This is a genomic window from Luteibacter sp. dw_328 (assembly GCF_018449605.1).
Taxonomy (GTDB): Bacteria; Pseudomonadota; Gammaproteobacteria; order Xanthomonadales; family Rhodanobacteraceae; genus Luteibacter.
In genome coordinates, this window is sequence record NZ_JAAVUW010000005.1 from 368,161 (window position 1) to 381,798 (window position 13,638).

Consider the following 13,638-nt stretch of genomic DNA (forward strand, 5'->3'; position numbering starts at 1 on the left):
CTAGAGATCCCGGCGCTTGGCCACATCCGCCGCCGTCACTTCGCCCTGCTTGCCGCCAAAGTGGCCGATCACGAAGTTCGCCAGGGCGGCCACTTCAGGATCGCTGTAGCCGTGACCGAACGCCGGCATGTAGACATCGGTGTCGCCGATGCGCATGGTCACGCCGTGCAGGATCGCCTGGGTGACGTTGGCACCCTTGGGATCATTCACGCCGCGCGTGCCCGCCAGGCCCGCATATGGGGTCTGTTGTCCCACGCCATTCCACTGGTGGCAGCTGGCGCACGCACCTTCGAACAAGCGCTTGCCGTCTGCGTTCTCACCGTCCACGTCGCCTCCCGGCGCGGCGGCGTTCGACGCGACCACGGCTTTCGGGGCCGGATCGACCACGACAGGATCCGTGCCCTCGCGGGCCGGGACGGTACGTAGCCAGGTCACCAACGCGGCCGTGTCTTCGGGCTTGAGGAACTGCAGGCTATGCGCCACGGCTTCACCCATCGGACCCATGGCCGAAGCATGGCCGTCGGCGTGACCGGTGCGCAGGTACTGGGTCAGTGCCTCATCGCTCCACTTACCGATGCCGTGGGTTTCGTTGGACGTAATGTTCCAGGCACGCCAGCCCTGCAGCTCCGCGCCGGCCAGTGCCTGGCTGTGTTTCAGACCGAAGCCGAGATTGCGTGGCGTGTGGCATTCGGCGCAGTGACCCAGCGGCCCGGCCAGATACGCGCCCGCGTTCCATTGCGGCGTGCGCGAGGGGTCGTTCTCGAAGCGCTGGCTGCGGAAGAACGCCGCATTCCAGAAGCCCATCGCCCAGCGCTGGTTGAACGGGAAGCCCAGGTCGTTCGGCCGTTCCGGCTGGCGCACCTTCGGCAGGGTGAAGAGATACGCCTTGATCGCCAGCACGTCCGCCCGGCTGAGCTGGGTGTAAGCGGTATAGGGGAACGCCGGATACAGGTGCTTGCCGTCCTTGCGCACGCCCTCACGCACGGCGCGAACGAAGTCATCATCGCTCCATGCACCGATACCGGTCTCGACGTCTGCGGTGATGTTGGAGGAGTAGATGGTGCCGAACGGTAGCTTGAAAGGCAGGCCCCCCGCGAAGGGTTTACCCGTCTCCGGCACGGTATGACAGGCGATGCAGTCGGCGGCGCGAGCGAGGTATTCGCCGCGCGCGACCGGATCGGCGTTCGTCGGCGCGCCGACGATGAGCGGCGATGTACCGGCAGCCGGATCCTTGCGATTGAGAACGAAATACGCCACGGTGCCAATGACCAGGAGGAGGACGACAACAACGAGGAAGCGTTTCATGCGACGTCCCCCTTACCGGTGCCGTTATCCGCGACGTGCTTGAGCGCCTCGGCCGATGCGGCCAGCGACGTACGTGTCACCGGAAGCTCGGTCAGGCGCACGCTGGTCGCCGCAAAAATGGCATTGGCGAGCGCGGGCGCAGCGATGGCCGTTCCGACTTCACCGAGGCCGCCAGGTGACTCGCTGCTGTTCACGGTAAACACCTCGATAGCCGGCGTCTCGTTGATGCGTAGCGAGCGGTAGTTGTGGAAGTTGCTCTGCTCGATCATGCCGTCCTTGAGCGTGATGCCGTTGAACAGCGCTGCGCTCAATCCAAATAGCAGCCCGCCCTGCACCTGCGCCTGGACGGAACTGGGGTTGATGGCGATGCCGACGTCCACGGCGACCACCGCACGGCGCAGGCGGACCTCGCCCTGCGCCGTCACCTCGACCTCGACGATGGCGCACACATGACTCCCGAACGGCGACGCCACCGCGATGCCACGTCCCACACGCGCCGGCAATGGCTGGCTGCCCCAGCCGATCTTTTCCGCGGCAAGGTTCAATACACCGAGGGGACGCGAACCCGCCTTCATCAGCGACCGACGGTAGGCAAGTGGATCCTTCCCGGCCGTCTGCGCGAGATGATCGATGAAGCTCTCGACGATGAACAGGTTGTGCGTGGGTCCGACGCCGCGCCACCAACCAACGACGAGGCCGGGAGGCATTTCATGGCGTACCCACTCGACCAGCACGTTGTCCATGTCGTAAGGCAGGTCAGCGGCCGATTCGATGGCATCGCTATCCATGCCGTCCTTGCCCATGGCCGCGGGCAACCACCGCCCCAGGACGGTGCCGCTGGTGATGCGGTGTTTCCACGAAGTGGGCTTGCCGTCGTCGCCCAGGGTGGCCGAGATGCGATCGAAATAAAGCGGGCGCACGCGATCGTGACGGATGTCTTCCTCGCGGCTCCAGATCACCTTCAGCGGATACGACACCTGCTTCGCAAAGGCGACCGCCTGCTCGACCTGGTCGGTTTCCAGGCGGCGGCCGAAACCGCCGCCCAGGTATTGGTTGTTGACCGTTACCGCCTCGAGCGGAATGCCACAGATACGCGCGGCCTCTTTCTGCGCGCGCGTGGGCACCTGGGTGCCTGTCCAGATCTCACACTTGCCCGGTGTCACGTGCACGGTGGCGTTGAGCGGCTCCATCGGCGCATGCGCCAGCATCGGCGTGACGAAGGTCATCTCCACCGCCTTGCCGCCGGCCGCTGCCTCGCCCTTGGGCTTGCGGCCGATCAGCGCGGGGCCGTTGCGTGAGCTTTCCTGTAGCGCGGCGATCAGCGTGGCGGTATCGAGATGCTCATTGACGCCGTGACGCCATTCGATGTCCAGAGCCTCCAGGCCGCGGTACGCCGCCCAGTAGTGTTCACCGACCACGGCGACCGCGTTGTCGAGCTTGATGACGTCGACCACACCGGCCATCGCGCGCGCCTTCGTATCGTCGACGCTGCCGAGCGTGCCGGCCAGTTCGGGACTCGTACGCACCGCCGCATACTTCATGCCCGGCACTTTCACATCGATGCCGAACTGCGTGCCGCCATTGACCTTGTCCGGGGAATCCACCCGGCGCAGCGGCTTGCCGATGACGGTGAAGTCTTTGGGATCCTTCAGCGTGACTTTCGCCGGTTGTGGCAGCTTGCCTGCCGCTTCAGCCACGGCACCGAAGCCGAGCGTGCGACCGGAGGGCACGTGCGTGATCGTGGCGCGCGACACCGAACAACTGGCGGGGTCGACGTGCCATTGCGCGGCGGCGGCGGCGATCAACATCTCGCGAGCGACCGCACCCGCTTCGCGCAACGATTGCCATTGGCCGCGCGTGCTGGTCGAGCCGCCGGTGATCTGTCCGCCACCCAGCAGGGCAATGCCATAGAGCGCGTCGCTGGGAATCGAATGCTCGACCTTGATCTGGTCGAGCCCGACACCGAGTTCCTCGGCGAGCATCATCGAGATGCCGGTGTAGATGGCCTGGCCCATCTCCGCGCTGGGCATCACCAGTCGCACGCTTCCATCGGCGTCGATGCGGATGAAGGCGTTGGGTGCGAAGGGTGGGTTGCCGTCTGCCGCGGCCGCGGCTTCGTCCGTCGGCTGCCGACGGGGATTCATCTGGGCGACGGCGGGACCAAGGCCCGCCGTCCACAGGAAGGCGACGGCGAGGCCGCCACCCGCAAGCTTCATCGCGGCGCGGCGACCGCTGTCGACTTCGGCGCCGGGGGGTGTGCGCGTCTTCATGCGGCACTCCCGTCGACGACGACCTGCAGGCCCTGGGGTTGCCCCGTCGCGGCCTGTTTAATGGCCTCGCGAATACGCACGTACGTGCCGCAGCGACAGATGTTGCCGGCCATGGCGGTGTCGATATCCCGATCGGTCGGGTTCGGTGTGCGCGCCAGCAGCGCTGCCGCGGACATGATCTGCCCCGACTGGCAGTAGCCGCACTGCACGACGTCGACGGCGAGCCAGGCCTGCTGCACCTTGGCGCCTTCGGGCGTCAGCCCGATCGCTTCGATGGTCGTCACGGCGCGATTACCGACGGCCGACACCGGCATCTGGCAGGAGCGGATCGGCTGGCCATCGATGTGCACTGTGCACGCGCCGCATTGCGCGATACCGCAACCGAACTTGGTGCCGGTCAATCCGATCACGTCGCGAAGCACCCAGAGCAACGGCATATCGGGTGGGACGTCAGCCTGTCGATCTTCACCATTCACGCGCAACGTAACCATGGTCGTCCCTCGGCTGGTGGAACCCGGAGGCCCCATTGGCTGATCCACAAGCAGGCTGTCAGGTTACGCCGAATGGGGCGTTGTGCGGTCCGTAGAAATGGACGCTATTTGGATAAAACCGTCGCGAGGGACGGTAAGGACGACGGCCCACCTGGGCAAGCCGCCGTCCGCGGTCGGCAAATCAACCGGCTTCGATCAGTTCCAGCGCGGACTGGCGGCCGAGTGCCAGAATCTCATCTGACAAGGCCGGCTCGGCAACGGCACGCGACAGCGACAGCGAACCGACCATCGAGGCGAACACGGCCATCGACAGGGTGCGGCGGCGTTTGCCACGCACGGCGTCCGGCAGGGTGCCGGCAATGACCTCCACCATTTCGCCGAAGCCCTCGGTGAAGGCAGCGCGGGTCTCGACCGGCCGGCGGCCCATCTCGGCAGACAGCGCCGCGGCAACGCACCCCGTTTCCGGATGGTCGCGGTGCTCTGCCGACAGGTAGCCGTTGACCAGGGTCCGATATCCCTCGCCCCGTGAGGCGGCGATGCGCGCGGCCATTCTCTCGGCCGCACTCGTGGCGCCGTTGGCGACGCTCTCCCGAACGAGGTCTTCCTTCGACCCGAAGTGGTTGTAGAAACCACCCTGGGTCAGGCCGACATCGTTCATCAGACTGACCACGCCGACGGCATCGATCCCATCGGCGCGAAAACGCTCGGAGGCGGCCTCGACGATCTTCTGCCGAGTCTGCTCCTTGTGACCTTTCTCATAACGCATGCTCACTTACTCCCTTTGGGGACGTCGTCCCCTGCCCGTGAGCGGATTGTAACCAATCCTTGCGGGTTGAAATGTCGAGCGTCATGGTGCGCCGCGGCGTAGCCGGCACAGGGCGGTAACAGTCTTTCTGTAGGAGCCGATTCATCGGCGATCCCGCGGCAGCGGGCGGGGTTGAGGCAAGCACCCGTTCGCCGATGAATCGGCTCCTACGGGGGTGCGGTATCGCCTGTGGCGCGGAGCACTTCGTCGACGAAGGCGCGCAAGCGTGGAAGGTGGCGAAGATCCTTGTGGTAGCCGAGCCAGACGTCGCGACCGGGAGGTGTTTCGCCCAGATCGATGCGGCGCAGACCGGGCGTCGCGTCACCCAGTGGACAAGGCAGCACCGCGATACCCACGCCGAGCGCGCAGGCGCGTGCCTGCGCCTCGCGGCTGTTGCTGCGGAAGGCTACGCGAGTGTCGGGCAGGCGTGAGTGCAGCCATGCCACGTCGGGCATGTCGCCGAAGGCGGTGTCCATCGTGATCCGTTGGGGCGTCACTGTATCGTCGTGCGTCGTCGCGATGTAGGCCGCGTATGGCATATGCAGAAGCCTGCGCTGTGCAATGTCCGGCTCGTCGAACGGCGCGATGCGGAAGACGAGATCCGCCTCACGGCGCGCCAGGCTCAGCCGTCGCGCATCCGTGATCAGTTCGATGGTCACCGCCGGATGGCGACGATGCATCGCTGCAATCGCGGGAGTCAGCACGTGCGCGCCGAACCAATCCGATGACGACACGCGCAGATCACCTTCCAGTTCGCCCGCCTGACCGCTGGCGGCACGAGCGATACCCAGCGCTTCGGATTCCATCCGTTCGGCGTGCGCGAGCACGGCCGCACCCTCGTCGGTGAGGACGAACCCTTCGCTGGTCCGCTGGAACAGGGTCAGGCCCAGGGACGCTTCAAGCGCGCGGATGCGCCGGCCCATGGTCGGCTGGGTCCGGCCAAGTTCGCGCCCGGCAGCGCCGAGCGTGCCGCCCCGTGCCACCGCCAGAAAGATGCGCAGATCGCTCCATTCCATGCCGCATCATGCATTTATGCATGAGCGTCGTGCAATTCTGGCCGTTCTCCATGCGTGATCGGAGGACTAACGTAGTCGCCAAGGACGACGCCGTCGCCCACCCGAGCCCGTCATGACCTCTCCCCGCCCGATGTCCGCCCTGCGCCTCGATGCGCCGGGTACCCCCCTGGTCCTTGCCCACCTTCCACGCCCGGTAGCGGGCGTTGGCGAAGTCCTTGTCCGCATCCTGGCCGCGGGCCTCAACCCGCTGGACACGAAAATCCGTGCCGGCCAGGCCGCGCATGCCCGCCAGCCGGCACCGGCCGTGCTCGGCATCGATATGTCCGGGACGGTCGAAGCGGTGGGCGATGGTGTTGATGGGTTTGCGCCCGGCGACGCCGTTTACGGCATGACCGGCGGCGTCGGTGGCGTGCAGGGCTCGCTGGCGGAGTTCGCCGCCGTCGACGCACGGTTGCTCGCGCTCGCTCCTTCCCGCATCCCCCTCGCCGATGCCGCCGCCATCCCGCTGGGTTTCATCACCGCCTGGGAAGGCCTGGTCGATCGCGCCAACGTGCAGCCCGGGCAGTCGGTGCTCGTCCATGGCGGAGCCGGCGGCGTCGGTAGCATGGCCGTCCGGTTGGCGGTGGCACGCGGTGCGCGCGTCGTGGCGACGGGCAGCGCTTCCCAGCTGGCGACGATGACCGCCATGGGCGCGACCGCCGTGGACCGGCAGGTCGAAGACATCGAGACGATCGTCCGCGAATACACCAACGGCGAGGGTTTCGACGTGGTTTACGACACTCTCGGCGGCGCGACGCTCGACGCATCCTTCGTCGCCGCGCGACGTAACGGTGGCCACGTGGTCAGCAGCCTCGGCTGGGGTACGCACTCACTCGCGCCGCTGTCGTTCCGCGCGGCGACCTACTCCGGTGTGTTCACCCTGATGCCGTTGCTGACCGGCCACGGGCGCGAGCAGCATGGGCGCATCCTGGCTGAAGCGACGCGGCTTGCCGACGCAGGGAAGCTGGTGCCGGTGCTATCGGCGCAACGCTTCAGACTCGCCGACGGCGATGCCGCGCTCGATCTGGTCGAGAGCGGCCGTTCCGCCGGCAAGGTGATCGTGACCCTTCCCTGAGCCGATCAGTGCAGGGCCGATCAACGCAACGGATTCGCCTTGACACCTTCGTTGGTCATCTTGACCGGGAGGATGCTGCCGTCCTTGTCGAACGACATGACATCGATGGACGTCACCCGATCGTTACCGTTGGTGTCGCCCAGGGGATGCCGGTGGTAAACGATGTACCAGCTGTCGTCCTTCGCGTTGTGGAACACCGAGTGATGGCCGGCCCCGGTGGCGACCTGCGGATCTTGCTTGAGGATCGTGCCCATGCGCTTGAACGGGCCCATCGGTGAATCGCCGATGGCGTAGGCGACGGAATAGTTGGGGCCTGTCCAGCCGCCTTCCGACCACATGAAGTAGTAGTGCCCGTTGCGCTTGAACATCAGCGGGCCCTCGACGTACTCCGGTCCCGGCGTGATTTCCTTGAAGACCGTGCCGTCGGCCATCGGCTCGACGCCGGTGAAGTCCGACTTCAGCTTGACGATGTTCGCGTGCTTCCAGCCGCCGTAGATCATGTAGTACGTGCCGTCGTCGTCATGAAAGACGAACTGGTCGATCGGCTGCGCGCCGTTGTGGAAGGCACCGACCAGTGGCTTGCCCAGCAAGTCCTTGAATGGACCCTCGGGCTTGTCGGCCACCGCCACGCCAATGCCGCCCACTTCCTTGTCGCTCTGGATATCGTTCGCGGCAAAGAAGAAGAAGTACTTGCCATCCTTCTCGACCAGGGCGGGCGCCCAGAGCGCTTTCTTCGCCCAGGGAATCGCCTTTATCTCGAGCACGTTCGCATGTTTCGTCCAATGGACGAGATCGGGCGAGGAGAACGCGTCGAAATGGGTCTGCTCGCTGTACGGGAGCGATGTGGTCGGATAGATCCAGTACTGGCCACCGAAGATGGCGGCTTCCGGATCGGCGTACCAGCCGGGAAACACGGGATTACCCGAATAGCCCGGAGGCAGCGCGGCCAGCGCATTCGTGGAGAGCAGCGCGGCCAGTGCCGCGCTCCCAAGCATCTTGCGAAACCCCATCACGATCTCCGGTTCGACGTTAGCGAACGTTCGATCCTAATGGGTCTGGCCGTCCAAAGGTTACGACGGCTTATCAGAACCGGTAGCGTGCGGAACCGACAATGCTGCGACGCGGACCGTAGAAACAGTCACCGCGGGCAAGGCAGCTTGCGCTGTACGCCTGGTCGGTGAGATTGGCCGCGTTGACGGAGAAACGCCACGGGCCCTGCGTGTACGCGACCATCGCGTCGAACAGCGTCTTGTCCGGGACGCGAATCGACCCTGTCTCGTCGTAGTTCACGCCGATGTAGCGCGCGCCCATGCCGAAGCTCAAGCCGTCGCCATCCGCGTCGTTGACGTGATACACGCCCCATACCGACGCCTGGTTCTTCGGCAGGCCGGCGACGATCGTGCCGTCGTCGGGACGTGCCTTGGTCCAGGTGTAGGTACCGATCAGGTCGACGTGACTGGCCACGCGGGTCGACGCCTCGAGTTCGACGCCGCGGGTCTTCGCGCTGCCGGCTTGGATCTGGTTGAGCGGATTGGTCGGGTCGGGCGCCAGCCGATTCTCTTCGCGCAGGTCGTAGTACGTCGCCGTGATCAGCGTGGCGCTGCCGACCGGCTGGTACTTCACGCCAGCTTCGTACTGCTTGCCGCGCAAGGGCTGGTAGGGACGGTTGTAGAAATCCAGGCTGTCCAGCGGCTGGAAGGACTCCGTGTAACTGACATAGGGCACCAGGCCGCTATCGAAGCGATACATCACCCCGTAACGAGCCGTGGTGGCGTTGTCCACGGAGCGGGTATCGCCTGTCGTCAGCGTGGCGCGGTCATGGCGCACGCCCACGGTACCGATCCAGTGCTCGCCCCAGTTGATCTGGTCCTGCAGGTACACGCCGGTCTGGCGCGTCACGCTCGATGCCACCGGGAAGATGTCCGGTGCGACGAAACCATTGCCGTAGACAGGCGAGTAAAGGTCGAACGGCACGCCATCGAAGCCATTGCCCTGGCGCGAGTCCGTGTGTGAGTGCGCAAGGTCGACGCCGATCAGCACACGATGATGCATCCCGCCAACATCGACGTCTGCTTCGGCGTGCGAATCGGTAGTCAGGCGCTTATGCCGATCGATCGATACATAGCTGTAGCGCGCGACGGTGCGCTGCGCGTCGTCCAGGAACGGGTACGACGGATTCGAGTACACGTCGGGATACAGCGAGCGGTAATCGACATTGTCGTGCGAGTAGCGTGTGTTCTGAACGAACTTCCAGGTGTCGTTGAAACGGTGTTCGAACAACGACGTGATGGAACGCTGGTCGGTGTTGTAGCGATCGAAGCCCGGCTCGCTGACGAAGCGATCGGTACGGATGCGACCGTTCGGATTCGGAAAGATCGTACCGGCATGCGGCAGGAAGTTGAGCGTCGAACCGCTGTGGTCGAACTGCAGGTTGGCGAGCAGCGTCCAGTTCGTATCGGCATCGGGATGCCACGTAATCGATGGTGCGATGGCCTTGCGGTCATCGGCAACATGGGCGACCTGCGCGTCTGCATCGCGGACCACGCCGATCAGCCGATACGCCCAGTGCCCAGCGCTATCCAGCGGCCCGGTGAAGTCGAAAGCAAGCTGCTTGCGCGCATTGTTGCCGAGCTGCACTTCGACTTCGTGACCCGGCATGAACTCCGGGCGCTTCGAGGTCAGGGCGATGAGGCCACCCGTGGTGCCCTGGCCGTAAAGTACCGACGACGGACCGCGAACGATCTCGAGGCGGTCGAGGAAGTAGGGCTCGGTGCGTGCATAGGCATTGCCGAAGAACTGCCGAAGACCATCGAGGTACTGGGTGAACGAGGTGCCGCGCAGGAACGCGTCATCGCCGCGGCTATCGACGCCATAGGCATCGGCGCGGACGCCGGCCGAATAGCGCAGCGCGTCCTGAACGGTGAGCACGCCCTGGTCGATCATCTGCGTGTTCGAGATGACGGAAATCGCTTGCGGCGTCTCGATGAGTGGCGTGTCCGTCTTCGTTGCGCCCGAGGCGTCGGAGCGCGTGTAGCCCTCGTCCTGCTTGAGGCCCTGCACAGCGACGGGAGCGAGCTGCACGGCCTTGTCGCTGGAAGCCTGAGCGGTTGCGTCTCCTCTAGGCGTGAGACTTTGGCCGTGTGCGGCGAACGGAAGCAACGCTCCGGCGATCAGGAGCGGCAGCGAATTCCTGCGAAGAATCATGGAGTTGTCCTGTAGGTCGCGCGGGGACCCTTCTCCCCGGTACGAGCTCAATTGCGAATGACTATCATTTGTATGATGTAGGAATTCGCTGACTCGCGCAATCTTGCGATTCGCAGAAAAGCGAAGGCCCCGCACGAATGCGGGACGCCGTACGCCGGAATCTCTTGAATATCCCACTCTTGGTGAGGACCCCGAAGGGCGGACGAACGCCGGGCCGGGTATACGTTCGCCGAGGACGATACGTGCAGCACACGCAGCCCGCAATGAAGATGTTTCTTAGAGACGGTCGGTAGACACTCGCGCTTGGTAAGCGAACGTGAAGCACATTGCCGACATGATCTTCCGCAAGGACCGATAACGAACAACGCAACGAATACGCCTCACTACTTGCTTTACCTAGTGGGGCTTTTCGATGGGAGTGAACTGGGCTACGGGGCTTATGAGATGGCGGCCCTACGTTGCATCATCAGGGAAAGCCTTTCCGCTAAATCACCTGCATCCTTTTAGATTCGCATTGCGCTTGCCCGCAGCGCCAGGCTCGAGTGAGATCGATGTTGACATCGAAATAGGATTCTCCATGCACACCTTTACGCGTGGGCGCCGTGCCGGAGACTCGTCGGAATCGACCTACGCGGACGCGCGCGAGTGTCGCGTCTTCGACGAGGAGCGTTATGCGCTCTCGTACAGACTTCCCGAGATTGTCAAGAATCTCTGGGCACGCAAGTGTTACCACGCGCGAAATCAGAACTATCTCAGCCTGGATGGAATATCGACTGCCGAGAGACCATGCGACTACCGCGTCTTCTTCGTATTGCGACGTTTGAAAAGAGATGGGGCTTCCCCACGGCCCTGCGTAAGACTGATTGTCCAGAGCGCCTACGCTACCCGTCCCAGTAACCAGGGAAAGGAAAGACCAATCCGCTTTCGCGTGCTCCTGCATCGAGTTCTAGGGTTAGGCGTCGGCTCAAAAAAGCGAAGGCCCCGCACGAATGCGGGGCCCCGTAGCCCGGATCTCTTGGATATCCCACTCCTGGTGAGGACCCCGGAGGGCGGATGAACGCCGAGGCGGGCGGTGCGTTCAGAACGAACGATACGTCTAACGCCGAAACACCGCAATGCCGATTTTTCTCAGCTGTATGTAGGACTTACCTCTGCAAGTCCCGCTTCCCCGGCAACGCCCACAGCAATCCCCGCGTGATGACCGAAGGAAATACCGTGAGGTGATCTTCGTCGGGGATGGTCGTCATCTGGATATGCAAACCGGGATACCGCTTCGCCTTGAGTTCATCCATGAAACGCCGCGCGTTGCGCACCATGTCGACGCTGCGGTTGTAGCGTGGATCGTGCGACGAAGGCTCGAGGGTTTCGTAAGCGCCAAGTACCATCAGCACATGGGCCGGCATGTCCTTCAGCGTCGATGTGGCCTTGCGCATGCGCGTGAACTCGACCTGCCGATCGAACTGCAGGGACGGACTGCCGAGGATGTAGTACTGGAACATGCCCGGGTCTGCGATGAGCATGTCCAGGCCGAGCAAGCCGCCGTACGAGTGACCGGTGTAGATCTTCCGGCTCATGTCGGCGCGATAGTTCGCAGCGATCAGGGGGAAGACCTGCTCCTTGATGAAGCGACGATAGAGATCGCTTTCGCCATAGACGACGGGACGCCCGGGCATATCGGACACCGCGTCTGCGGTGCCGTGTGGCGTCGGCGTGTAGTCGCGTCGCCGGCTGTACTCCGGCGTGTCGCCCACCGCATACGCCAGGCCGACGAGGATGAAGTCTTCGGTGCCGTCACCGTGGTCACCGACGCGGCGGCCGATGCTTCGGATCAAAGGGAAAGCGTAGTTGGCGTCGGTCACGAAGATGACCGGGTATCGCCGGTTCGGGTCCTTCCTGTACGACGGCGGGAGGCTGACCAGGACCTGATAATCGCGATCCGTTCCATCGGCATGCAGCGTGCGAACTTCGGTGTCGTCCAGCACGTAGGGTGGAGGCACCTGGGGATCGATCGGCTTTGAAGAGACCACTGACGGCGCGGCAGTGGCCGCGCTCATCCAGATGGCACACGCCACGAGAAGCGATCTACTACGTCGGTCCATCCCTGGTGCCTCGCGTCGGGTCAAAACCCGATTGACGCACGACGCCTGAAAAATCTCCAGCTACGCCATCAGCAGGTCTTCGTAGAACGCCCCGATAGGAAGGGTCGGATGCGCGATCTGGATTTCGAGGATCCACAACCCCGGAACGGGGACTGCGTCGAAGCCACCGAGCGCACCGGCCTTGTGCACGGCATGCGGATAGTCGCCGACCCGATGCCCCTTGGTGGCGTGGTTGAGGCGCCAGCCCATGGCCTCGGCTTCGGCACTGGCGTAGTCGTAGAGGGCGACGCCCGTCACGCCTTCGCGCCACCGAGCGGCAGTGCGGGCGAAGAGCTCACGTGACGCTTCCGAGCACGCGTGCATCGTCGCGTCGTCACCGACCACGAAGGTGTCACCGACATCGCCCTCGTGGCCATCGAAAACCGGACCCAGGTCGATGAAGAAGATGTCGTTCGCGGCGAGCACGGTATCGGGGGCGGAACGCTGACGGAACGTCTTCAGCGTGTTGGCACCGAAGCGGACGATGCTCGGGTGCCAGATGCGCTGCATGCCGGCGGCGGCCAGGCGTTCGCCGGCCAGATCGATGGCCTCCGACTCGCTCATCCCCGGCGCGACACGCGACGCGATATCGCGCAGGGCCGTCCATGACTGCTCGCGGGCACCGAGCATCTGCTCGAGGGAGAAACGCTTGCCAACATGTTCGGCGGTCGCGACGGCCATGGCTCGGTCCTGTTTGGGGTCAGGGCCCGATTATCCCTCTTCGATGCCCGCCAGTTCGAGCGCCGCGTGCCGACCGGCGGCAAGCACCTCGTCCGACGTGGCTGGATCGTTGGTGGCGCGGGCGACCTGCATGGTGCCAGCCATCAGGCCGTAGAGGGCGATGGCGCGCGACCGCGCCTGGGCCGGTGGTAGCGCCGGCCATTGCGTGGCTGCCAGTTCCAGGAACTCGTTCACTCCGACCGTGAAGGCCGCTCGCACGGCGTCCGAATGACGGGCTACTTCGGCAGCGACAGCGGACGAGGGACAACCAAGTCCGGGATTGTCCCGATGGCGAATGGAAAAGTAGCTCCGGATGAGCCCGCCGAGTCCCTCGCCACCATCGATCCAATGCCGGAGTCGCGCCACCCGGTCCTTGAGCGCCGCCGTCACTGCCTCCCGCGTCAGGTCTTCCTTGGATTCGAAGTGGTTGTAGAAGGCACCGTTGGTGAGACCCGCCGCTGCCATCAGCGATTTCACACCCTCGCCTTCGATGCCGTGTTCGCGAAAACGGAACGCGGCGGTCTCGACGATGCGCTGGCGGGTCTGGTCCTTGTGTTCCTTGTCGTAACGCATGG

The 13,638-nt window shown here is 64.5% G+C and carries 11 protein-coding genes; 1 reads left to right on the plus strand and 10 read right to left on the minus strand.

All coding sequences use genetic code 11. The annotated features are described in order from the left end of the window. From HB634_RS14360 to HB634_RS14380, 5 genes are all read right to left on the minus strand, one after another. Entirely contained in the window at positions 1–1,305 is a 1,305-nt protein-coding gene (locus HB634_RS14360; RefSeq protein ID WP_213949031.1) for a c-type cytochrome, read from the minus strand. Further along, positions 1,302–3,575, minus strand: a complete 2,274-nt coding sequence (locus tag HB634_RS14365; RefSeq protein WP_063572236.1) for a molybdopterin cofactor-binding domain-containing protein — start codon at positions 3,573–3,575, stop codon at positions 1,302–1,304. Before HB634_RS14365 ends, HB634_RS14360 begins: the two co-directional genes overlap by 4 nt. Further along, positions 3,572–4,066, minus strand: a complete 495-nt coding sequence (locus HB634_RS14370) for a (2Fe-2S)-binding protein (protein WP_063572237.1) — start codon at positions 4,064–4,066, stop codon at positions 3,572–3,574. The genes HB634_RS14365 and HB634_RS14370 overlap by 4 nt, the downstream gene beginning before the upstream one ends. A gap of 181 nt (positions 4,067–4,247) precedes the next feature. Then, entirely contained in the window at positions 4,248–4,832 is a 585-nt protein-coding gene (locus tag HB634_RS14375) for a TetR/AcrR family transcriptional regulator (RefSeq protein ID WP_063572238.1), read from the minus strand. A 206-nt stretch (positions 4,833–5,038) separates the two neighbouring features. Next, on the minus strand, positions 5,039–5,887 hold the full coding sequence (locus HB634_RS14380; RefSeq protein ID WP_213949032.1) for a LysR family transcriptional regulator: 849 nt from the start codon (positions 5,885–5,887) through the stop codon (positions 5,039–5,041). A 112-nt stretch (positions 5,888–5,999) separates the two neighbouring features. Here HB634_RS14380 and HB634_RS14385 point away from each other — a divergent pair, with 112 nt between their 5' ends. After that, a complete protein-coding gene (locus tag HB634_RS14385) occupies positions 6,000–7,001 on the plus strand; it encodes a zinc-dependent alcohol dehydrogenase family protein (RefSeq protein ID WP_255548590.1) in 1,002 nt (333 codons plus the stop codon). A 20-nt stretch (positions 7,002–7,021) separates the two neighbouring features. On the opposite strand, the gene HB634_RS14390 is transcribed toward HB634_RS14385, so the two are convergent. From HB634_RS14390 to HB634_RS14410, 5 genes are all read right to left on the minus strand, one after another. Next, on the minus strand, positions 7,022–8,011 hold the full coding sequence (locus HB634_RS14390; protein ID WP_213949033.1) for a glycoside hydrolase family 43 protein: 990 nt from the start codon (positions 8,009–8,011) through the stop codon (positions 7,022–7,024). Positions 8,012–8,084: 73 nt separating this feature from the next. Beyond that, the gene (locus HB634_RS14395) at positions 8,085–10,205 is read right to left on the minus strand and encodes a TonB-dependent siderophore receptor (protein WP_213949034.1); all 2,121 of its coding nucleotides are present in this window, start codon (positions 10,203–10,205) and stop codon (positions 8,085–8,087) included. A 1,145-nt stretch (positions 10,206–11,350) separates the two neighbouring features. Next, positions 11,351–12,259, minus strand: a complete 909-nt coding sequence (locus HB634_RS14400) for an alpha/beta hydrolase-fold protein (RefSeq protein WP_157504091.1) — start codon at positions 12,257–12,259, stop codon at positions 11,351–11,353. A 105-nt stretch (positions 12,260–12,364) separates the two neighbouring features. After that, complete coding sequence (locus HB634_RS14405) at positions 12,365–13,024, minus strand: M24 family metallopeptidase (RefSeq protein ID WP_255548591.1); 660 nt, start codon at positions 13,022–13,024, stop codon at positions 12,365–12,367. 30 nt (positions 13,025–13,054) lie between these two features. After that, on the minus strand, positions 13,055–13,636 hold the full coding sequence (locus HB634_RS14410) for a TetR/AcrR family transcriptional regulator (RefSeq protein WP_213949035.1): 582 nt from the start codon (positions 13,634–13,636) through the stop codon (positions 13,055–13,057). Positions 13,637–13,638 lie beyond the last annotated feature (2 nt).

Coding starts and splice junctions, on each gene's coding strand:
- HB634_RS14360 (WP_213949031.1), bottom strand. CDS start 1,305: ATGAAACGCTTCCTCGTTGTTGTCGTCCTCCTCCTGGTCATTGGCACC.
- HB634_RS14365 (WP_063572236.1), bottom strand. CDS start 3,575: ATGAAGACGCGCACACCCCCCGGCGCCGAAGTCGACAGCGGTCGCCGC.
- HB634_RS14370 (WP_063572237.1), bottom strand. CDS start 4,066: ATGGTTACGTTGCGCGTGAATGGTGAAGATCGACAGGCTGACGTCCCA.
- HB634_RS14375 (WP_063572238.1), bottom strand. CDS start 4,832: ATGCGTTATGAGAAAGGTCACAAGGAGCAGACTCGGCAGAAGATCGTC.
- HB634_RS14380 (WP_213949032.1), bottom strand. CDS start 5,887: ATGGAATGGAGCGATCTGCGCATCTTTCTGGCGGTGGCACGGGGCGGC.
- HB634_RS14385 (WP_255548590.1), top strand. CDS start 6,000: ATGACCTCTCCCCGCCCGATGTCCGCCCTGCGCCTCGATGCGCCGGGT.
- HB634_RS14390 (WP_213949033.1), bottom strand. CDS start 8,011: ATGGGGTTTCGCAAGATGCTTGGGAGCGCGGCACTGGCCGCGCTGCTC.
- HB634_RS14395 (WP_213949034.1), bottom strand. CDS start 10,205: ATGATTCTTCGCAGGAATTCGCTGCCGCTCCTGATCGCCGGAGCGTTG.
- HB634_RS14400 (WP_157504091.1), bottom strand. CDS start 12,259: ATGAGCGCGGCCACTGCCGCGCCGTCAGTGGTCTCTTCAAAGCCGATC.
- HB634_RS14405 (WP_255548591.1), bottom strand. CDS start 13,024: ATGGCCGTCGCGACCGCCGAACATGTTGGCAAGCGTTTCTCCCTCGAG.
- HB634_RS14410 (WP_213949035.1), bottom strand. CDS start 13,636: ATGCGTTACGACAAGGAACACAAGGACCAGACCCGCCAGCGCATCGTC.